Source organism: Streptomyces sp. NPDC047028 (assembly GCF_040644095.1).
Taxonomy (GTDB): Bacteria; Actinomycetota; Actinomycetes; order Streptomycetales; family Streptomycetaceae; genus Streptomyces.
Map to the genome: position 1 here is coordinate 65,659 of NZ_JBEYVS010000026.1, position 18,124 is coordinate 83,782.

Annotated in this window: 21 protein-coding genes; 3 read left to right on the top strand and 18 right to left on the bottom strand. The window is 72.3% G+C overall.

The genetic code is table 11. The annotated features are described in order from the left end of the window. Window positions 1-114: 114 nt before the first annotated feature. The 5 genes from ABZ854_RS23025 to ABZ854_RS23045 form a co-directional block, all read right to left on the bottom strand. On the bottom strand, window positions 115-2,157 hold the full coding sequence (locus ABZ854_RS23025; protein ID WP_361213888.1) for an AAA family ATPase: 2,043 nt from the start codon (window positions 2,155-2,157) through the stop codon (window positions 115-117). 41 nt (window positions 2,158-2,198) lie between these two features. Then, window positions 2,199-2,852, bottom strand: a complete 654-nt coding sequence (locus ABZ854_RS23030; RefSeq protein WP_361213890.1) for a helix-turn-helix domain-containing protein — start codon at window positions 2,850-2,852, stop codon at window positions 2,199-2,201. Between the two features lie 9 nt (window positions 2,853-2,861). Further along, on the bottom strand, window positions 2,862-5,144 hold the full coding sequence (locus tag ABZ854_RS23035) for an aminoglycoside phosphotransferase family protein (protein ID WP_361213892.1): 2,283 nt from the start codon (window positions 5,142-5,144) through the stop codon (window positions 2,862-2,864). A gap of 559 nt (window positions 5,145-5,703) precedes the next feature. After that, window positions 5,704-6,357, bottom strand: coding sequence for an HAD family hydrolase (locus ABZ854_RS23040; RefSeq protein WP_361214010.1), 654 nt, complete (start codon window positions 6,355-6,357; stop codon window positions 5,704-5,706). A gap of 113 nt (window positions 6,358-6,470) precedes the next feature. Next, entirely contained in the window at window positions 6,471-7,349 is an 879-nt protein-coding gene (locus ABZ854_RS23045) for a GntR family transcriptional regulator (protein WP_361213894.1), read from the bottom strand. Between the two features lie 130 nt (window positions 7,350-7,479). Between ABZ854_RS23045 and ABZ854_RS23050 the strand changes: the two genes are divergently transcribed. After that, entirely contained in the window at window positions 7,480-7,668 is a 189-nt protein-coding gene (locus ABZ854_RS23050; protein ID WP_361213896.1) for a hypothetical protein, read from the top strand. 9 nt (window positions 7,669-7,677) lie between these two features. Here the strand turns inward: ABZ854_RS23050 and ABZ854_RS23055 are convergent, their stop codons facing one another. The 3 genes from ABZ854_RS23055 to ABZ854_RS23065 form a co-directional block, all read right to left on the bottom strand. Beyond that, entirely contained in the window at window positions 7,678-8,586 is a 909-nt protein-coding gene (locus ABZ854_RS23055) for a GntR family transcriptional regulator (protein ID WP_361213898.1), read from the bottom strand. A 341-nt stretch (window positions 8,587-8,927) separates the two neighbouring features. Further along, window positions 8,928-10,172, bottom strand: coding sequence for a GNAT family N-acetyltransferase (locus ABZ854_RS23060; RefSeq protein WP_361213900.1), 1,245 nt, complete (start codon window positions 10,170-10,172; stop codon window positions 8,928-8,930). A 65-nt stretch (window positions 10,173-10,237) separates the two neighbouring features. Continuing rightward, complete coding sequence (locus tag ABZ854_RS23065) at window positions 10,238-10,858, bottom strand: aerial mycelium formation protein (RefSeq protein ID WP_361213902.1); 621 nt, start codon at window positions 10,856-10,858, stop codon at window positions 10,238-10,240. Window positions 10,859-10,996: 138 nt separating this feature from the next. Between ABZ854_RS23065 and dtd the strand changes: the two genes are divergently transcribed. Further along, window positions 10,997-11,422: a D-aminoacyl-tRNA deacylase gene (gene dtd / locus ABZ854_RS23070; RefSeq protein WP_361213904.1), complete on the top strand. Its 426-nt coding sequence runs from the start codon at window positions 10,997-10,999 to the stop codon at window positions 11,420-11,422. 355 nt (window positions 11,423-11,777) lie between these two features. Here dtd and ABZ854_RS23075 read toward each other — a convergent pair whose 3' ends face one another. The 4 genes from ABZ854_RS23075 to ABZ854_RS23090 all read right to left on the bottom strand — a co-directional run bounded on the left by ABZ854_RS23075 (window position 11,778) and on the right by ABZ854_RS23090 (window position 14,292). Then, a complete protein-coding gene (locus tag ABZ854_RS23075) occupies window positions 11,778-12,743 on the bottom strand; it encodes a folate-binding protein (RefSeq protein ID WP_361213906.1) in 966 nt (321 codons plus the stop codon). A 10-nt stretch (window positions 12,744-12,753) separates the two neighbouring features. Next, window positions 12,754-13,191 (bottom strand): transcriptional repressor, encoded by a 438-nt coding sequence (locus ABZ854_RS23080; RefSeq protein WP_361213908.1) that lies wholly within the window; start codon window positions 13,189-13,191, stop codon window positions 12,754-12,756. Between the two features lie 16 nt (window positions 13,192-13,207). After that, on the bottom strand, window positions 13,208-13,783 hold the full coding sequence (locus ABZ854_RS23085) for an FABP family protein (protein WP_129308314.1): 576 nt from the start codon (window positions 13,781-13,783) through the stop codon (window positions 13,208-13,210). 221 nt (window positions 13,784-14,004) lie between these two features. Further along, complete coding sequence (locus tag ABZ854_RS23090) at window positions 14,005-14,292, bottom strand: hypothetical protein (protein ID WP_361213910.1); 288 nt, start codon at window positions 14,290-14,292, stop codon at window positions 14,005-14,007. Window positions 14,293-14,364: 72 nt separating this feature from the next. Between ABZ854_RS23090 and ABZ854_RS23095 the strand changes: the two genes are divergently transcribed. Then, complete coding sequence (locus ABZ854_RS23095; RefSeq protein ID WP_361213912.1) at window positions 14,365-14,727, top strand: DsrE family protein; 363 nt, start codon at window positions 14,365-14,367, stop codon at window positions 14,725-14,727. Window positions 14,728-14,743: 16 nt separating this feature from the next. Here ABZ854_RS23095 and ABZ854_RS23100 read toward each other — a convergent pair whose 3' ends face one another. The 6 genes from ABZ854_RS23100 to ABZ854_RS23125 all read right to left on the bottom strand — a co-directional run bounded on the left by ABZ854_RS23100 (window position 14,744) and on the right by ABZ854_RS23125 (window position 17,975). Next, a complete protein-coding gene (locus tag ABZ854_RS23100; RefSeq protein WP_361213914.1) occupies window positions 14,744-15,001 on the bottom strand; it encodes a DUF3099 domain-containing protein in 258 nt (85 codons plus the stop codon). Window positions 15,002-15,139: 138 nt separating this feature from the next. After that, the gene (locus ABZ854_RS23105) at window positions 15,140-15,427 is read right to left on the bottom strand and encodes a DUF1416 domain-containing protein (RefSeq protein ID WP_010351646.1); all 288 of its coding nucleotides are present in this window, start codon (window positions 15,425-15,427) and stop codon (window positions 15,140-15,142) included. Window positions 15,428-15,508: 81 nt separating this feature from the next. Further along, on the bottom strand, window positions 15,509-16,354 hold the full coding sequence (locus tag ABZ854_RS23110) for a sulfurtransferase (RefSeq protein WP_361213916.1): 846 nt from the start codon (window positions 16,352-16,354) through the stop codon (window positions 15,509-15,511). Window positions 16,355-16,469: 115 nt separating this feature from the next. Further along, window positions 16,470-16,550, bottom strand: coding sequence for a putative leader peptide (locus ABZ854_RS23115; RefSeq protein ID WP_361214012.1), 81 nt, complete (start codon window positions 16,548-16,550; stop codon window positions 16,470-16,472). Window positions 16,551-16,742: 192 nt separating this feature from the next. Further along, window positions 16,743-17,480 carry a DUF2993 domain-containing protein gene (locus ABZ854_RS23120; RefSeq protein ID WP_361213918.1) on the bottom strand — a complete coding sequence of 246 codons (738 nt, stop codon included), beginning with the start codon at window positions 17,478-17,480 and terminating at the stop codon, window positions 16,743-16,745. Window positions 17,481-17,585: 105 nt separating this feature from the next. Further along, window positions 17,586-17,975, bottom strand: a complete 390-nt coding sequence (locus ABZ854_RS23125) for a hypothetical protein (protein ID WP_361213920.1) — start codon at window positions 17,973-17,975, stop codon at window positions 17,586-17,588. Window positions 17,976-18,124: the final 149 nt, after the last annotated feature.

The following is an 18,124-nucleotide window of genomic DNA, read 5'->3' on the forward strand; positions in this document are numbered from 1 at the left end:
CTGGAGCGCGAGGAGCGGGACGCCGTGTTCGCGCGGGAGCGGCTCGCGGGCCGGCTGGAAACACATCCGGAGTACCGGGAGCGGGAGTTGGTGCCCCTGCTGGGCGGCTGCGGCTCAGAACGGGAGGGGTCTGGCGTGGATCACGTCCAGGCGGGAGACCGCTCGGGTGAGGACGACGTACAGCCGGTGTGCGCCGCGTTCCTCCGCCTCGGCCACGGCGGCCGGTTCCACGGCGATCACGTGGTCGTACTCCAGGCCCTTCACCAGGCTCGCGGGCACGACGGAGACCCGGGGGGCATCGACGCGGGCTGCTTTCAACGCCGCTTGCAGCGCGTCCACTTCGGTGTCCGCCGTCACCACTCCGATCGAGCCCTCGTGGGCGAGTGCTTCGCGTACGGCGGTCACGGTGGCCGTAGTGACGTCGTCCGTCGGGCGGAGGGTCAGTTGGCCGTCACGGCGGAGGGAGGTCGCGCCGGGGACCGGCACCGCCAGGCGGGCCAGCAGGCGGTTGGCGAGGTCAAGGACGGCCGCCGGCACGCGGAAGCCCGTGGTCAGCGGGATCACCGGGGCGTCCGGCTTGCCCAGGTGGCGCAGCTGGTCCTGCCAGTTGCGGGCCGCCCAGGGAGTGGTGCCCTGCGCCAGGTCGCCGAGGACGGTCAGCGAGCCGAAGGCGGCGCGGCGGGCGATGGCCCGGCACTCCATCGGGGAGAGGTCCTGCGCCTCGTCGACGACCAGGTGGCCGTAGCCCTCGGGGTGTTCGATCAGTCCGGCGATCTCGTCGAGGAGGACGAGGTCGGCGGGTGACCAGCGGGCGGACTTGTAGGAGCGGGGTGGGCGGGACCGCCAGTGCAGTGCCGCCCGTTCGCCTGGGTCCAGCAGGCCGTCGGCCGCTCGCGCCAACCCCGCTGGGTCCGTGAGGAGTTCGTGGAGTACCTCCTCCGGGCGTGTCTTCGGCCACACCATGTCCAGGTGTTCGGTCAGCGCTCGGGCCCGCTCGATCCGGCGGACCCAGGCGGCCGGCACGGTTCCGGCGCGCCGCTCCGCCCGCTGCCGCAGGAGCCGTACGACTCGCGTGCGGACGCGCTCGCGGCCGATGGCGTACGGCGGTTCCTCCGCGCGTACCTCCTGGACGATGCGGGTCAGGGTGTCGGCGGACACCCGCCAGCGGTAGGTGCCGTCGGGGACGGCGAGGTCGGTGACGTCGTCGGTCGCGACCCGTCCGTAAAGGGCCCGGCGCAGCACCTCGGCCATACGCGGGTCGTGCTTGAGGGCGGCGGCGGACGGGGTGTCAGTGTCGGTGGCCGGGTGGCGGGCGATCTCGTCGAGGAGCGTGGTCTGGCGGACGTTGGTCTCGCCGAGGGCGGGCAGCACTTCGGCGATGTAGGAGAGGAAGGTGCGGTTGGGGCCGAGGATGAGCAGGCCGGAGCGCTGGATGCGGCGGGGGTGGGTGTAGAGGAGGTAGGCGGCGCGGTGCAGGCCGACGGCGGTCTTGCCGGTGCCGGGAGCGCCCTGGACGCAGACGGAGGTGGCGAGGCCGGCCCGGACGAGGTCGTCCTGCTCGGGCTGGATGGTGGCCGCGATGTCCCGCATGGGGCCGACGCGGGGGCGTTCGATCTCCTGGGTGACGATCTCGCTGACGGGCCCGTCCTCGTTCGCGCCGGCTCCGGCACCGGCACCGGCACGGGCGAGGTGCTCGTCCTCCAGACCGGTCAGGTCGGCGGAGTCTCCCCGGCTGCCCGGGGCCCAGCCGAACCGGCGCCGGACCCGGACGCCCTGGGGGGTGCGGGTGCTCGCCTGGTAGAAGGCGCGGGAGACGGGGGCCCGCCAGTCGACGACGAGGGGCGGGGCGGCGGGGTCCTCGGTGATGCGGAGCCGGCCGACGTGGTAGCTCTGGCCGCCGTGCTCGGGGTCCGTGTCGGCGAAGTCCAGGCGGCCGAAGAACAGGGGGCCCGGGGGCAGTTCGCGCAGGGCCTTGGCGCGGCTGCGGAGCTGGTGGCCGAGGACCTCGGCGTCGGCGCCGGAGGCGGAGACGTCCTCGCCGGTGACGACCTGGTGGGCGGCGCCGTCGACCATCGCGGTGAGGGCGGCGCGGCAGGTGTCGTGGTAGGCGCGTTCGAGGCCGAGGGCCGCTTCGAGGCCGGGTGGGCGTGACGTCATGCGTCTCACCGTACCCAGAAAACGTGACTGAGTTAAATTAGTTACCTGGTTTCAGAAGTGGCCAGGTACGGGAGGCCGGTCTCCAGGCGGTCGAAGGCCCGCTCCGCCACCCGCACCGCCTCCGGGCGTACTGCCTCCACCGCCTCCCCCGCCGCGATCCGCCGCCAGTTGTCCTGCGCGAGGATCCGCTGGACGGCGATGATCTGGCCGGCGGCCAGCCTGGCGTCCAGGTCGCCGCCGAGGGCCTCGGCGAGCGCGGCCTCCGAGCGCTCCAGGTGGCCGTACGCCCGCGCGACCAGGGCGGGGGTGCCGTAGAGCAGGGTGTGGAAGGCGAGCACCTGGGGGTGGTCGTTGAGGCCGGTGACCGGGTCGGCGCGGTCGAGGCCGTCGAGGAAGTGGCGGCGCAGCGCGGCCAGCGGGCCTGCCGGGGCGGCGGTGACGATCCGGGCGGCCTCGGTCTCGTGGTCCGCGATGCGGTGCAGGACGAGGTCTTCCTTGGCGGGGAAGTAGCGGAACAGCGTCGGCTTGGAGATGCCCGCCTCGGCGGCGACCTCCGCCACGGACACGGCGTCGAAGCCGCGCTCCAGGAACAGGCGTACGGCGATGTCGGACACGTCCTGGTACATCCGCTGCTTCTTGCGTTCGCGCAGGCCCAGCTCGCCCGTGCCCGTCCTGCCCATGGCCGTCTCACCCATGGGGTGAGCCTACGATTTGCCGCCCGTCGTATGCCGCGCCCGGACCGGCCCCAGCGGGTACGGATGGGGCCGGCGGGGTGCGGCCAGGCCCAGGGAGGCGGTGGCGGCGGCCAGGGTCATCGCGTACGACTCAAGGGCGCGGCGCACGTTGGGGGCGTCCAGGCCGGCCCCGGTGACGAGGCGGTCGAGATCGACGTAGGCGGAGCGGACGACCTCGATCCAGCGGTAGACCCGCCAGTCGTGCCGCCAGTCGCGGGTGTGCCCGGCGGGCAGGGTGCGCTCCCAGCGGCGGAACATGCGGTCCCGGATCTCCGGCCGGGTCGGGGTGAGGTGCATGTGCCGGACCAGGTCGTAGAGGGGGTCGCCGACCAGCGCCATCTCCCAGTCGATGAGGGTGAGGGCGAGGGCGTCGTCGCGGCGGACCAGGTTCCAGGGGTTGAGGTCGCCGTGCAGCAGAGCCGGGGCGCGCGGGGTGACGTCGTGCCGGGCGAGGATCTCGCGCAGCCGGTGCGGGCCGGGCAGGCCCAGGAAGCGGGCGAGCCGGCCGGACTCGGCGGGCAGGCCGTCGACGAGGGCGACGAGCTGGTCGCTGAGCCAGTGGTAGAAGCCGAGCCGGCCGGCGACCGGGTCGACCTGGACGTGGTCGACCTCGGTGAGCGCGGCGAGCTGGTCGACGAGCCCGTCCGCCTCGTGCGGGAGCAGCCCGCCCACCGGGTGCGCGGGCCCGCGGCCGGGGGCGCGCGGGCCCTCGTAGGTGTGGATGGTGAAGCGGTCGCCGGGGTGGGCGCGGACTCCGGCGCGGTCGTGGACGTGGCTCTCGCCGAGGGCCAGGACGCGGGGGGCGGCGACCGCCGCGCCGGAGCGTTCGATCGCGCGGAGTACGGCGTGCTCGCTGAGGGGGCCGCGTTCGCGCCGGGTGACGCCGGGGAGCAGACGGCGTACGACGACGGGGAACGGGACGCCGGGCACCTGGAGCACCGAGTTGAGGTGGGCGGTGCCCTTGAAGACGCGGTCGGCGGGGGCGGCGCCCTCCCGGAGCAGGGCGGCGTGGACGGCGCGGTGGGGGAAGTCGGGGTGCTCGGGGACGCGGCGATCGGGCCGCCAGCCGACGGTGACCGTGCCGGGGGCGGGGCCGTTGCCGGGGCCGCCGGTGCACGTGCCGGGGGCCGCCCAGGCGGAGGTCCGCCAGCGGAGCAGGACGCGTTCGATCTCCGGCTCGCCCGGCACCCGGCCGAGGCCCAGTGGTCCGGCGGCCGCCGTGAGGGCGGCGTGCACGGCTGCCGTGGCCCGGTCGAGGCTCTGCTCGTCGAAGGATTCGGCCAGCGACTGGGCGGCCCGGATCACGCCGGGGTAGACGGACTGGGCGCGCTCGAAGGCGAGGTAGTGCGGCAGGTCGCGGGCGAGGCCGTGGACGGCCGTGGGCCGGACCCGGCGTACCGCGTCGGCCCAGGTGTCGACGACCTCGTCGCGCTGGTGGTCCGGGTAGCGCATGCGGACGAGGTGGACGGCGAGGTCGTGCAGGGGGTCGCCGTATCCGGCCGGCTCCCAGCCGACGGGGAGCAGCGACGGTTCTCCGCCGGGCGGCACGAGGAGGTTGTGGCGGTGCAGGTCGCCGTGGAACAGGCTGTACGGCCGCCTGGCCATCGCCGGGACCCGGCCGGCGAGCCGGAGCAGGGCGTCCTCGGGGACCCCGAGGGCGGTGAACAGGCCGCCGAAACGGGGCCAGTTGGGGCGGCGGACCTGACGGTCGGCGAGGTGGGCGAGGGTGCGCAGGAAGGCCTGGGAGTCGGTGTGGTTGCGGGGCCAGGCCGGGGGCAGCGGGGGGAGGGCGGTGCCGCGCACCTGGACGAGGGTGGCGAACAGGTCGGCGAGGGCGGTCAGGTGCAGGGCGCCGACGGGTTTGCCGTCGGGGCAGACGCGGGCGAGGGGGGTGCCGTCCACATGGCTGTGGACGGTGTAGCCGTCGCCCTCGGCAAGGCACTCCGGTACGTCGGGGAGGGCGCGGCGGACGGCCCGCAGGAGCTCCCGTTCGCCGTCCCAGGTGCGGATCGCCAGGGGCGGGGCGTCGGCGGGCCGCAGCCGTACGGTCACGCGGGTGCCGGGGGGGCGGTTCAGGAGGCCGGCCAGGGGTTCGGTCAGCGGCAGGACGTAGGTGCGGTGGGGGAAGGTGCCGACGGGGCGGGCCTCCCCCTTGGTGACGGCGCGCGCGAGGAAGGCGCGGACGACGTTGTCCGCCGTGACTCTGCGGGCGGGTCTCCCGGCTGCGGCGCGGGGGACCGGCGGTGCGCCCACGGGCCGCTCCGGGTGGTGGGGTGGGGTGGAACAGGAGAAACGGTATTCCCGGCCGGGGGTTGGCACTGGCTCCCGGCTCGGTGGAGTAGCCGAACGGGTGGTGGGCCACTCATCTGTGCTGGGCCCTGGCCGGGGTGGGGGCGGGGGCGCGGGCGCTCAGACGGTGCGGGCATGCTAGCGCACGGGGTGTGGGGGGCGGGGGTGTCTCACGGGCCAGCGTGGCGCGGCCGGCTGCCGCCCCGGGCACCGCGTTCCCCTCCGGGCACGTGGTGGCTTGTCGCGCAGTTCCCCGCGCCCCTAGGTGGTTGCCCCGCCGGGCGCCGTGGTCGTCTGCGCGTGTGACGTGGCTCGTCGCGCAGTTCCCCGCGCCCCTAGGTGGTTGCCCCGCCGGGCACTGTGTTCGTCCGCGCGTGCATCGTGGCTTGTCGCGCAGTTCCCCGCGCCCCTGACGGGGCGCTGACGACACTGCCCAGGGCAGGCGCCCCCGAAGGGGCGCGGGGAACTGCGCGAGCGGCCGGCGCGTGACCGCAGGCAGGGACGGCGCCCCGGGGGGAAGGGGTCAGTGGCGGAGGGTGGTGAGGAGGGGTTCCAGGGAGGTCACGACGTGGGCTGCGCCGGACTCCTGGAGGAGTTTGCGCTTGGGGTCCGTGCGGGCGTAGCCGAGGAAGGGGACGCCGGCGTAGTCCGCCGCGGTGAGGTCGGACGGGGAGTCGCCGATCATCAGCGCGGCCGAGGGAGCCGTACCCATCCCGTTAAGCGCGCGGTTGAGACAGTGCGGGTCGGGCTTGAGCAGGTGCAGGTCGGCGGTACGGCCGTAGATGTGCGGGGCGAAGCAGGCGGTCAGCCCCCGGCCGTCTAGGTAGGCGCGGACCACCCGCGGGGAGTTGTTGGTGGTGATGGCCAGCCGGGCCCCGACGGCGGCCCACGTGCGGATCAGCGGATCGGCGTAGGCGGTCGGCAGTGCGGAGGACGCGGCCCGCAGCTCCTCCTGGGTGAGCCGTTCCTCCAGTTCGGCGACGAGGTCGCTGCCAGGGTGCCGGCGGTCCACGGCCCGCAGCACGACCTGCGGGTCAAGGGTGTCCCGCTCGGCGTCGCTGAGCAGCCCGTGCAGGCCCTGCAGCTCCAGCCACTCCACCAGCTCCGCCGCCACCCGCTCGGCCTTGTGCCGGGCGAACAGCCGGCAGATCGGCCCGTCGAAGTCCCACAGCACCACCCGCGCCCGTCCGATCAGTTCACGGACCTGTTCGATCTCCTTCGCGTCAGAAGTCGTACCGGAATCCGCACCGGAGGTGTCAGTGGTCGCATCAGAAGTCGCATCAGAGGTCACTAGGAGAGTGTCAGGTCCGTCGTGATGGTTTCCCAGAGGGCGTCGAACCACTTCTGCGATTGCTCCACGAACGCCGCGTCGCGCTGTCCCGCCCGCTGCTCGAAGGAGAACAGCAGGGACTCGGAGCCGAGGGTGTCGTACATGTCGAGCGTGCCGCTGTCGGTCGGCTCCTCGCGGCGGGCGACCATGTAGTACGCGAACAGCGCCTCGGCGCCGTTGAGCAGGTACAGCTTGACCGGCGGGGTGAACGGCAGCGCGCGGAACGTCACGTGGACGTCGACGTCGTGCGTGGAGCGCAGCGCCTGGAGGTTGTAACGCAGCACCTGGCCCTGGGCGTTGCGCATGTCGAGCCAGCGCCGGTGCACCGGGTCGTCCGCGCCGTGGGCGTCGACGGAGACCGGGAACGCGAGGTTGATGTCGCGCGAGGGCAGCAGGACGCGCACGTCGATGCGGTCGGGGCGGATGCGGCCCTCGTGGATCAGCCGCAGCGGCTCGCCGAGGGCCGGGATGAGGGTCTGCGCGGTCAGGCAGACGGCGTCGACGCGGACGTGCGGCGCGGAGAACGCCTCGGCCAGCCGGGGCGCGAGGCCCACCATCGTCGGCTGGGGCTCATCGGGGGCGGCCGACGGTCCGGCGACCCTCGGTGGACTGCCCTTGCTGACGTGGCTGAGCAGGCCCTCCCCCGCCAGCACCTTGATCGCCTGGCGTACGGCGCCGCGCTCCACCCCGAAGGCGGCGGCCAGTTCGGCCTGGGTGGGCAGGCGGTCACCCGCCTTGAGGTCGCCCGTGCGGATGCGGCCCCGCAGGGCGTCGGCGATCTCCTGCGGCGTGAGCCGAGTACTGCCGTTCACTGCCACGTTCTCCTGGGTCACGACCAAACGCTACAACCCCGACCCACCTAAGGGGAGTTGTCGCGAAGTTGTTTATGAGTATTGACCAAGTGGGAACAACTTAAACGAGGTTGGTTGCCAACTTGGCTAAGTTGGCAGAGCCGAAGGGGGAACCACCATGCCTGCCATCGCTCTCCTCTCCGCCGTCTTCGTGGTCGGCTTCGAACAGCTCGTGCAGTGGAAGTACGGCGCCGCAGGCCTGGTCGGCGTCCTGCTGCTCACCATCGGCGTCAAGGCCAAGAGCCCGGCGGTCAGCTCCGCCGGCGCGGTGCTCCTCGCCCTGCTGCTCGCCGGCCCGGCGCTCTGAACGAGTTCGTCACGCGCTGAGCCGCAGCTCCGAACTGATCGTCTCCCACAGCGCGTTGAACCACAGGTGGGACTGCTCGACGAAGGTGGTGTCCCGCGGTCCCGCCGCCTGGTCGAAGGCGAACAGCATCGACCGGGTGCCCTCGGCGTCGTACAGCTGAAGGTGCTCGTGGTCGATCTGCCGCTCGCGGCGGGTGAGCGTGTAGTACGCGAACAACGCCTCGGAGCCGCCCAGCAGGTACATCTTGACCGGCGGGGTGAACGGCAGCGCGCGGAAGGACACGCGCACGTCGATGCCGTGCGTGGTGCGCAGCGCCTGGAGGTTGTGCCGCAGCACCTGGCCCTGCGCGTTGCGCTGCTCCAGCCAGCGCCCGTGCAGCAGGCCGCCGTCGGCGGCGTCCACCGGCGCCGGGAAGGCGAGGTCGATACGGCTGCTGGGCAGCAGCACGCGGACGTCGATCTTGGCCGGTTTCAGCCGTCCCGCGTGGATCTGCCGGAGCGGCTCGCTGATCGCCATCGTCAGCGACACCGAGGTCAGGCAGAGGGCGTCGATCTCCACGTGCGGCGCGGCGAAGGCGGCCAGGACGCGCGGGGCGAGGCCGGCCATGGTGGGCTGGGGCGGTGCGCCGGGGCCGGCCGGCAGGCCCGCCGGCATCGCGGCCCCCGCCACCCGGGACGGGCTGCCCCTGGACACGTGGTCGAGCAGGTGCTCGGACTGCAGGATCAGCAGCGCCCGCCGTACTGCACCGCGCTCGACGCCGAACTCGTCGGCCAGCTCGGCCTGCGTGGGCATGCGCTGGCCCGGCCGCAGCGCACCGGAGCGGATCCGGGCACGCAGGACGTCCGCCACCTCGCGGTGGGACGCGGGTGGGCGCTGGGACGGCTTCCGTCCACTGGCCAAGGCGTGTTCCGGGTCCACACCAGAACGGTACAACTTCCCGCCATCTTCCGGCAGTTCATGGAAAGGTGGTTATGAGTCGCGTCGTAACGGAGATAAGTACATTGAAGTTGGTCGCCAACTTGCGCGACATGGTCAAACTTCCCAGTGGTTGGCCGAGCGGGCTTCCTTCCGGAGGGGAGCCGGGAGCCCGGGCAGGGGACGGCCGCCGACCGCACAGCCACAACTGAACAGCCCGTACCGCAGGTAGGGCCCGCACAGCCACAAGTGAACAGGGTCAGCGCACAGCCACAACTGAACAGCTCGCTACGGATGAGCAGGATCGACAGGCAACCGTCGTCGGCAGGAGGGAGCGGAAGCCGTCAGAACAGGTCCGGGCACCACGGGCGCCCGGACGTGCGGAGCAGGGCGTCGGCCGACCGGGCGGCGCCCTCTCGTCCTTCCCGGACCCGGCCGAGGGCAGCGAGCCGCCCGACGGACTCCCCGCCGAGCCACACCGAGCCCAACTCCCCGATCTCCAACGTGAGATCGACTGTCTCGCCGGGCGCGGGCGTACAGGACGCCCCCTCGGGCGAGGCGTCCAGCCGGAACCGGCCCCCGGTGAACCCACCCTCGTCCAGCACCTCCAGCACGAGCGTGCCCGTCCCGTCGTACGACCGCGCCTCCAGGGCCCGTACGACGTCCAGGATGCGCACCCACAGCCAGTCCGCCTGCTCGGTGACGCGGGCCGCCCGCGGATCGGGCAGGAAGTACGGCAGCAGGTCGTCGGGGCCGCGCCAGCCGCTCTTGACCTTGGTGATCCAGTCGATCGAGCACAGGTACCGCCACAGGGCGCGCTCGGCCGCCGGGCCGGTGCCGAGCAGCCAGTTCACGTCGGCCGTGTTGTGCGGCTGCTTGCCGTGCCAGGTGTCGTCCGACGTGTACGACACCAGTCCCTCGACCTCGCCGGAGGGCGCGCGGTAGGCGGCGTAGAACGGCTCGGTGAAGCCCGCCTCGAAGCGCACGGCGCCGGTGTCCCGCTGCCACCACGACTCGGACCGGCTGACCGCGCCGGGCTGGGCGCGGCGCACCCGCTCGTGCAGCGCGGGGCCGAGCTTGCGGACGTCCTCGGCGTCGACGAGGTCGATCCGGCCGCCGTCCTCCGGGCCCGACCAGCGGGGATCGAGGCCCGCGCGGGGCACGTCGACAGTCCACGCGGTGGTCCAGGTGGCCGGGCCGAAGCCGTACCGGCCGTAGATCGGGTACTCGGCGGCGATCAGCGTGGCGACGACGTCACCGCGCTCCTTCGCCGCCGCCAGGTCCTGCCGCACCATCCGGCTGAGCAGGCCGCGCCTGCGGTGCGTCGGGCTCACCGTGACGTTGGAGATCGCGTTCGCGGGGACGGGGGTGCCGCCCACCGCGGTCAGCTCCTGCGCGAAGGACCGGTACGTCGCCACACACCGGTCCCCGTCGAAGGCCCCGAGCGTCCGCCCCGGCTCGAACAGCCGCCGGCGGGGTTCGAGGTACTCCGGATCCTGGACCGGCGGGCGCAGGAAGCCCGTGTTCAGGGCTCGCTGCCACTCGGCGAGTTCAGCCTCGGTGACGGCTCGGACGTCGGCATCGGTCATGGGGTCACGCTAGGCGCGGTGCAGCCGGATGTCGCCCGGATTTTCCGGTGCCGGGACCGCGCGGGTCACGCGAGCAGGTCGTCCACCTGGGCCTCGCCCTCGCGGTAGCGGCGGGCGATCTCGCCGCTGCAGTCGTCGGTCGTGCGCTGGAGGTGCTGACGGCGCCGGGACACCTCCTGCTCGTACCGGGTCAGCCGGCCCATCGCCGTGTTCAGCTCCAGGTCCGTGCGGGCCGTCAGGTCCGACAGCTCCACCTCGGCGAGCATCTCGGCGGCCAGCCGCCGGGACTCCTCGTTGTGCGGGGTGCCGAGCGTGACGTGCCGGGCCGAGGAGCGCTGGCGGGCGGGGGCGTCGGTCAGGATCTCCGGGAGCCGGTCGACGACCGGGCCGTCCGCCGGCGCCGGCACGGACGCCGCGCCGCCGCGCCGGGCCAGCTCGGCCCGCAGGATGTCGATACGGCCCTGCAGCAGGCGCCGTACGTAACTCAGGTCCGCCTCGTCCCGCTGGGCGTCCCGGCGCAGGGCGCGCAGCTCGGGCAGGCTCAGCGGGGCCAGATCGTGCGTGGGCGGCTCGGCGGGTGGCCCGGCGGGCGGTTCAGCGGGCGGTTCCGCCGGCAGCGCCGGGCTGTCGCTGCGCTGCGCGGGCGGCCGGTGCGTGCTCAGCCGCCCGGTGCTCGGTGTGCTCATGGTCCTGTGACCGTCCCCTCGACCGGCGTGTGAACAGCATCGTGCCACCCTCGGTGGCCGCTATGTGACCGAGTGCCCCCGAACGGCCCTAGATGGGTGTTTAGGGATCCGTGGGACGGGGGCTGCATCATGGTGCGCATGCGTGCGGTGGTGCAGAGGGTGGACGGGGCGAGCGTCGTCGTGGACGGCGAGGTCGTCGGCGCGATCGAGGGCGAGGGGCTGTGCGTCCTGGTCGGGGTGACCCACGAGGACACCGAGGAGAAGGCGGCGCAGCTGGCTCGGAAGCTGTGGTCCGTGCGGATGCTGGCGCAGGAGCGGTCGTGCAGTGATGTGGGGGCGCCGCTGCTGGTGATCAGTCAGTTCACGCTGTACGGGGATGCGCGCAAGGGGCGTCGGCCGACGTGGAGTGCGGCGGCGCCGGGGTCGGTCGCCGAGCCCCTGGTCGACGAGGTCGTCGCCCAACTCCGCTCCCTGGGAGCGACGGTCGCCACAGGCCGCTTCGGCGCCCAGATGAGGGTCTCGTTGACGAACGACGGCCCCTTCACGGTCCTACTCGAAATCTAGCCCCCGCCAACCGGTCCGGTGCTGCGAGGGCGCCCCCCGCTGCGGTCACCCGGGGGTGGGTTTCACTTGCCCGCGCTGGCGGGGTGCCGCTGCGCCCACCCGTGCCGCCCCTAGCGGCACGCATGCCCGCAGCTACGTGGGCACGCCCAGCCCGCGTCCGCCTGCGGGCGGGCTGCCCGCAGCGACGCACGCGCCCCCGTAAGGGGCGCGGGGAACTGCGCGACCAGCCACGACGCGCCCGCAGGCGAAGACGGCGCAGGCGGGGCAGCGCCCCGTAAGGGGCGCGGGGAACTGCGCGACGAGCCACGACGCGCCCGCGGCCGGGGACGGTCCCCGGGGTGGCGGCGCGGCCCCGCTACGGCTGGACCACCGGTTCCTGGGCCGCCGCTGTCTCTCCGGCCAGGAGCCTCGCGTCGAGGGGGATGTTCCGCTTGACCAGCGCGAGAGCGATCGGCCCGAGTTCGTGGTGGCGTACAGACGTCGTCACGAAGCCGATCCGACGCCCCTCGGACCCCTCCTCGGCCAGGAACAACCCCGTCCCCGGCACCGGCAGGTGCACCTCGCTGCCGTCGAGGTGGAGGAAGACCAGCCGGCGCGGCGGCTTGCCCAGGTTCTGGACGCGGGCGACCGTCTCCTGCCCCCGGTAGCACCCCTTCTGCAGATGCACGGCCGTACCGATCCACCCCAGCTCGTGCGGAATGGTCCGGTGGTCGGTCTCGAAGCCGAGCCGCGGCCGGTGGTGCTCGACGCGCAGCGCCTCGTAGGCGAGGAGTCCCGCCGCCGGACCGGACCGGTCCGCGAAGGACTCCAGATCGGCACGGGGGAGGAACAGATCACGGCCGTACGCCGTCTCGCGCACCACGACGCCCTCCGGGACCTCCCCGATCGAACCCGCCGGGAGGTGGACCACCGCGGTGTCGGCCGTTCGGTCGGCGACCTCGACCCGGTAGAAGAACTTCATCGACTCCAGGTACGCGATCAGCGCCTCCTGGGTGCCCGGCTCCACGTGCGCCCACACCGTCGTGCCGTCGTCCACCAGGTACAGCGCGTACTCGATGTGCCCGTGGGCGGACAGGATCAGCGCCTCGGTGGCCTCGCCCGCCGGCAGCTCGCTGATGTGCTGGGTGAGCAGCAGGTGCAGCCAGCTCAGCCGGTCCTCGCCGGTGACGGCGACGACCCCGCGGTGCGAGAGGTCGACGAATCCGGTGCCGTCGGCGAGGGCGCGCTGCTCGCGGAACAGGTCGCCGTAGTGGGCGGCGACGCCTTCGTCCACGCCCTCGGCGGGGACGGCGCCGGGCAGGGACAGCAGGGGGCTCTTCATGAGGGCCAGCCTACGACGTGCCGGCCGAGCCCTTCCGGGTGCAGTCCGCACACCGCCCGAAGATCGCGAAGTGCTTCATGTCGGTGTCGAACCCGAACTGCTGCCGCAGCTTCGCCGTGAACTCCGCCGCCACCGCCACGTCCGCCTCGATCACGTTCTCGCAGTCCCGGCAGACCAGGTGGAGGTGGTGGTGGCGGTCGGCGAGGTGGTAGGTGGGCGCGCCGTGCCCGAGGTGGGCGTGGCTGACCAGGCCCAGCTCCTCGAGCAGCTCCAGCGTCCGGTAGACGGTGGAGATGTTGACCCCGGAGGCCGTCTTGCGGACCTCGCCGAGGATGTCGTCCGGGGTCGCGTGCTCCAGGGTGTCCACGGCTTCGAGCACGAGTTGCCGCTGCGGCGTCAGCCGGTAGCCGCGCTGCCTGAGGTCGCTCTTCCAGTCGGTGCTCACCACAGCCCCGAGTCTAGGCTTACTTGAAGAAGGCGATCCCGTCGTCCGGCATGTCGTCCGGGAGGGCCTTGGCCCAGCGCTCGACGTCCTCCGGGGTGACGACCTTCTTCAGGTGGGCCGACATGTAGGGGCGCAGCTCGACCTCGGGGGTCTGCTTCTCGCCGACCCACATCAGGTCGCTCTTGACGTAGCCGTACAGCCGCTTGCCGCCGGTGTACGGGGCGGAGGCGGCCGTGCGGGCGACCGCGTCCGTGACCAGGTCGATCTGCGGCTTCTTGTCGGCGAGCTCGCCGTACCAGATCTCGACGACGCCGTCGTCGCGGACCATGGTCACCTCGACCTTGCGGTCGGCGTCGATCCGCCAGTAGCCGGACTCCGACTCCAGGGGGCGGACCTTGTTGCCGTCCTGGTCGAGCACCCAGCTGTGGGAGTGGTACTCCAGGAAGTCCCGGCCGTCGTGGCCGAAGGTGACCTCCTGGCCGAAGTTGCACTTCTCGGCACCGGGGAAGTCGTGCACGCCCGCGCCGGCCCAGTTGCCGAGCAGGAAGGCGAGCGGGACGAGGTCCTTGTGCAGGTCGGACGGGATCTCGATCATGAGCGGCGATTCCTGGGGTGGGTGGTCAGCGCTGGCCCTGGTACAGCTTCTTCACGGTCAGGTAGGCGAAGGCGAGGACGCCGACGCAGACCAGGACCAGCAGAACTTCGAAGAAGGTCTCCACGGATACTCCTTGAGCGAGGGTGGGCGGTACACAGAGCCGGGGCCCAGCTTACGCGGCCGGGCCCCGGGGCTCTCTGCGAGGTGGGCGGTAGCCCGGCTCAGCTGAGCAGCTGCTCCTGGAGGACCTCCGTCTGCTGGAACGGCACCGCCTTCGCGCCGCCCTTGCGGGACTGCACGACGAACCCGAGGACGTCCCCGCAGACCAGGACGGCCTCCCGCACCTGCTCGGCGCCGTACGGCTTCGGCTCCACGTAGACGTAGTGCAGGGCGCGCGTTCCCAGAGCCTCCGGGAACGCGTCGTCCATCTGCATGGCCGGTGCCCCGCGCAGGGCGTGCGTGGGTGTGATGCCGCCGAACTCGTCCTGCTGGACCTTGCCCGAGACCATGCCACACTCGCGCCTCACAGGAGTCTGATGTCATGCGCATGGAGTTGTAGGCAAACGAATTACGATTCGGCCATGGCCAAGAAACTCGTGATCAAGGTGACGGCCGGGGCGGACGCCCCGGAGCGCTGCTCGCAGGCGTTCACGGTCGCGGCGGTGGCCGTGGCCAGCGGTGTCGACGTGTCCCTGTGGCTGACCGGCGAGTCCGCGTGGTTCGCGCTGCCGGGGAGGGCCGCCGAGTTCGAGCTGCCGCACTCGGCCCCGCTGCCGGACCTGATCGACTCGATCCTCGCGGCGGGCCGCGTCACGCTGTGCACGCAGTGCGCGGCCCGGCGGGACATCACGGAGAAGGACGTCATCAAGGGCGTCCGGATCGCCGGCGCGCAGGTCTTCGTCCAGGAGGCGCTCGGGGACGAGACGCAGGCGCTCGTCTACTGAGACGGGCAAACCCCGCTCACCGGCGCTTCTTGCCGTCCAGCTCGTCCCACCACTCGTCGGACTTCGGGTCGCCGGACGGGTCGTCCCACCAGCGGTCGTCGGGGCCGCGCCGGTTGGCGACCATCGCGGCGACCGGCGGGATCAGCATGGCGAACACGCACATGCCGACGGCGGCGGTCACCGACCACAGGCGCACGACGCCCCACGCCAGGACGAACATGCCGATGCAGATGCCCATCATGACGAAGTACTGGCGACGGCGCCGGGCCAACATGACTCCAGAGTAATTCCGGCGGGCTCCGGACGGGAGGACGCGGAGCACGCGGAGCACGCCGAAGGGCCGCACCCGAGGCGTCCAACCCGTGGGTGCGGCCCTTCGGCCGGTGCTGAGGCCGGCCGGAGCCGGCGTCGCTCAGACCGCGATCGCGACCTCCGCGAGGCCGCCCTGCTGGGCGACGACCGTGCGGTCGGCGGTGGCGCCGGGGACGAGGGCGCGGACCGTCCAGGTGCCCTCGGCCGCGTAGAAGCGGAACTGGCCCGTGGCGGAGGTGGGGACCTCCGCGGTGAACTCGCCGGTCGAGTCCAGCAGGCGGACGTAGCCCGTCACCGGCTCGCCGTCACGGGTCACCTGGCCCTGGATCGTCGTCTCACCGGGCTTGATCGTCGAGGCGTCGGGGCCGCCGGCCTTCGCTCCACACATGTCTTTCTCCAGAGGGGTCTGACCAGAAGGTCGGGAAGTCGGGAAGTCGGAGAGTCGGTCTGAGAGGGCTCTCGCCGGGTCCTACTTGGCGGCGCCGAGCTCGATCGGCACGCCGACGAGGGAGCCGTACTCGGTCCAGGAGCCGTCGTAGTTCTTGACGTTCTGGACGCCCAGCAGCTCGGAGAGGACGAACCAGGTCAGGGCCGAGCGCTCACCGATGCGGCAGTAGGCGATCGTGTCCTTGGCGAGGTCGACGTTCTCCTCGGCGTACAGCTCCTTCAGGGCGTCGTCCGACTTGAAGGTGCCGTCGTCGTTGGCGTTCTTCGACCACGGGATGTTCTTCGCGGACGGCACGTGGCCGGGGCGCTGCGACTGCTCCTGCGGCAGGTGGGCCGGGGCGAGCAGCTTGCCGGAGAACTCGTCGGGGGACCGCACGTCGACCAGGTTCTGCGAGCCGATCGCGGCGACGACGTCGTCGCGGAAGGCGCGGATCGCGGTGTTCTGCGGCTTGGCCTTGTAGTCGGTCGCGGCGCGCTCGGCGATGTCGTCGCCGGCGACCAGCTCGCGGGCGTCCAGCTCCCACTTCTTGCGGCCGCCGTCGAGGAGCTTGACGTTCTCGTGGCCGTAGAGCTTGAAGTACCAGTAGGCGTACGACGCGAACCAGTTGTTGTTGCCGCCGTAGAGGATGACCGTGTGGTCGTTGGCGATGCCCTTGCCGGACAGGAGCTTCTCGAAGCCCTCCTGGTCGACGAAGTCACGGCGGATCGGGTCCTGCAGATCCTGCGTCCAGTCGATGCGGATCGCGTTCTTGATGTGGTTCTTCTCGTAGGCGGACGTGTCCTCGTCCACCTCGACGATGGCGATGGTCGGGTCGTCCAGGTGCTCCTGGAGCCAGTCGGCGTCGACCAGGACGTCGCTGCGGCTCATGCTTTCTCCTCCGGGGCAGTTGCGGCGGGGCGTGTGCGAGTGCGAGGGCGCGCTTCAATGCGCACGGGTGCCCGAGTCGGGGCAGGGTGGTGAACGCGGACGCGGAGCGGTCCGCTCAGAACCGGCGACAGAGCATGGCGGCGACGCGGCACAGGTCGACTGCCCGCCGCTTCGTGAGATCCGCCTGTCGCTTCATAGACTCGATCGTAGGGATGTCCGGGCGGACATGTCACCGGCGTGTCGCATCCTGAGACGCGATCGTCCACATGGCGGGACCAGAGGGCCGTCCGGCCCGTGTTCCCGCGGCTCCCGCCCGCCCGTACCGTCCCCCACATCTACGAGCCGGACTCCTCCGTCTCGCCTGTCGGACTGCGGCCCCGCGCAGGCCCTATCCGGCCAGCTTGACGTCGGTGCCCTTGACGGTGATGTCGACACCGTCCTCGGCCGCCTGCACACTGTCCAGCTTGATCCCGCCGGGCAGCCGGTCGATGGCCTGCTGGAAGTCGGTGATCTGGCGGACCTTGCCTTCGGCCAGGGCCGCGCCGGCCACCTGCGGGAGGTCGTCGGCGCGCACGCTGACCTTGTTGTTCGCCACCGACACCGAGCTGAGGACCGGCACCGTCCGCTTCACGTGCAGGGCCTGGATCTCGAACTCCACCGCGACCTTGATCTTCCCGTGGCCGCCGTCCGACAACCCGACCACCTGGGCCAGCACCCCGGGCGCCACCTCGGTCTGCCGGAACTTCGCGGCCTTCATCAGGTCGTCGTACCCGATCGTCGCGGTACCGGTCGCGCTCGCGGCGGTGGCGGAGCTGTAGTCACTGGAGAAGTCGACACTCTTCATGTCGGCCTTCAGGTGGTCGATGCGGATCGTCTCGCCCGCCGTGCCGGTCGCGGCCTCGTAGTCGTCGATGCCGACCTCGACGTCGTCCAGGGTGCCGCCCGCGACCTGCGTCAGGAACGGGAATCCCTTGATGTTCACGTCCGGCGTCGAGGCGAGGTTCTCCGTCGACTTCAGCTTGTCCGCGGCCTCGCCCTCCGCGAAGTGCACGGCGATGCGGTCCGCGAGCACGAAGAGTCCGCCCAGGATCACGACGATGATCAGCGTTATACGAAGCGCGCGCATTGCTCTTGGTCCCCCACGTGGCCGGTCGGCGGTCAGCGGACCCACCGTAACCCTGCCGGAAAGACCCACCGGAGTTTTGTCGACCACTTGTGACCGACGGGTAGTTCAGGCCCGGTGCCGGCTCCCCTGGTGCTGCCGCAACAGCACGTTCGCGTCGGTCTCGGCACTGCGGTCGTACGACGCCCTCGCCGCCTCGCGGCGCTCCACCAGCTCGGCACACCGGCCACAGCCCGGCACGGGCCGCGGGGCCCGGCTCGGATCACCGGGCAGCGGCAGCGCCATCACCGGCGCACCCGCCGCCCGCTCGTTGACCGCCCGCACCCCGGCAGTGAGCCGCTCCCGGTCGGTCGCCGGCCGCACCGCCCTCGGATCGGCCTCCCACTCCACTCCCCCGCCGACCGGCCGCAGCATGACGTACGACCCGACGCGGTCCCGGTACTCCCCGACCCGGTCGGTGGCGGGGTCGTAGAACAGCGTTCCGGGTTCGGCCTGCATGATGGTGCTCCTTTTTCCAACTTCTCCCTGAATTACGGCAATTGCACTACTCTGTGTGCTTGCCGCGTCACCCAGGAGCATGGCCCACGAGCGGGGACGGCACACCGCCGAGGAGGGCTGCTTCGCCGGAGGTCGGCGCAAGTTCCACA

Bases quoted from the DNA above. Each gene is read 5' to 3' on its own strand.
- ABZ854_RS23025 (WP_361213888.1), bottom strand. From the start codon at position 2,157: ATGACGTCACGCCCACCCGGCCTCGAAGCGGCCCTCGGCCTCGAACGC.
- ABZ854_RS23050 (WP_361213896.1), top strand. From the start codon at position 7,480: ATGCCTGCCATCGCTCTCCTCTCCGCCGTCTTCGTGGTCGGCTTCGAA.
- ABZ854_RS23115 (WP_361214012.1), bottom strand. From the start codon at position 16,550: ATGAAGCGACAGGCGGATCTCACGAAGCGGCGGGCAGTCGACCTGTGC.
- ABZ854_RS23030 (WP_361213890.1), bottom strand. From the start codon at position 2,852: ATGGGTGAGACGGCCATGGGCAGGACGGGCACGGGCGAGCTGGGCCTG.
- ABZ854_RS23095 (WP_361213912.1), top strand. From the start codon at position 14,365: ATGGCCAAGAAACTCGTGATCAAGGTGACGGCCGGGGCGGACGCCCCG.
- ABZ854_RS23125 (WP_361213920.1), bottom strand. From the start codon at position 17,975: ATGCAGGCCGAACCCGGAACGCTGTTCTACGACCCCGCCACCGACCGG.
- ABZ854_RS23090 (WP_361213910.1), bottom strand. From the start codon at position 14,292: ATGGTCTCGGGCAAGGTCCAGCAGGACGAGTTCGGCGGCATCACACCC.
- ABZ854_RS23065 (WP_361213902.1), bottom strand. From the start codon at position 10,858: ATGAGCACACCGAGCACCGGGCGGCTGAGCACGCACCGGCCGCCCGCG.
- ABZ854_RS23100 (WP_361213914.1), bottom strand. From the start codon at position 15,001: ATGTTGGCCCGGCGCCGTCGCCAGTACTTCGTCATGATGGGCATCTGC.
- ABZ854_RS23075 (WP_361213906.1), bottom strand. From the start codon at position 12,743: ATGAAGAGCCCCCTGCTGTCCCTGCCCGGCGCCGTCCCCGCCGAGGGC.
- ABZ854_RS23085 (WP_129308314.1), bottom strand. From the start codon at position 13,783: ATGATCGAGATCCCGTCCGACCTGCACAAGGACCTCGTCCCGCTCGCC.
- ABZ854_RS23110 (WP_361213916.1), bottom strand. From the start codon at position 16,354: ATGAGCCGCAGCGACGTCCTGGTCGACGCCGACTGGCTCCAGGAGCAC.
- ABZ854_RS23120 (WP_361213918.1), bottom strand. From the start codon at position 17,480: ATGCGCGCGCTTCGTATAACGCTGATCATCGTCGTGATCCTGGGCGGA.
- ABZ854_RS23060 (WP_361213900.1), bottom strand. From the start codon at position 10,172: ATGACCGATGCCGACGTCCGAGCCGTCACCGAGGCTGAACTCGCCGAG.
- dtd (WP_361213904.1), top strand. From the start codon at position 10,997: ATGCGTGCGGTGGTGCAGAGGGTGGACGGGGCGAGCGTCGTCGTGGAC.
- ABZ854_RS23105 (WP_010351646.1), bottom strand. From the start codon at position 15,427: ATGTGTGGAGCGAAGGCCGGCGGCCCCGACGCCTCGACGATCAAGCCC.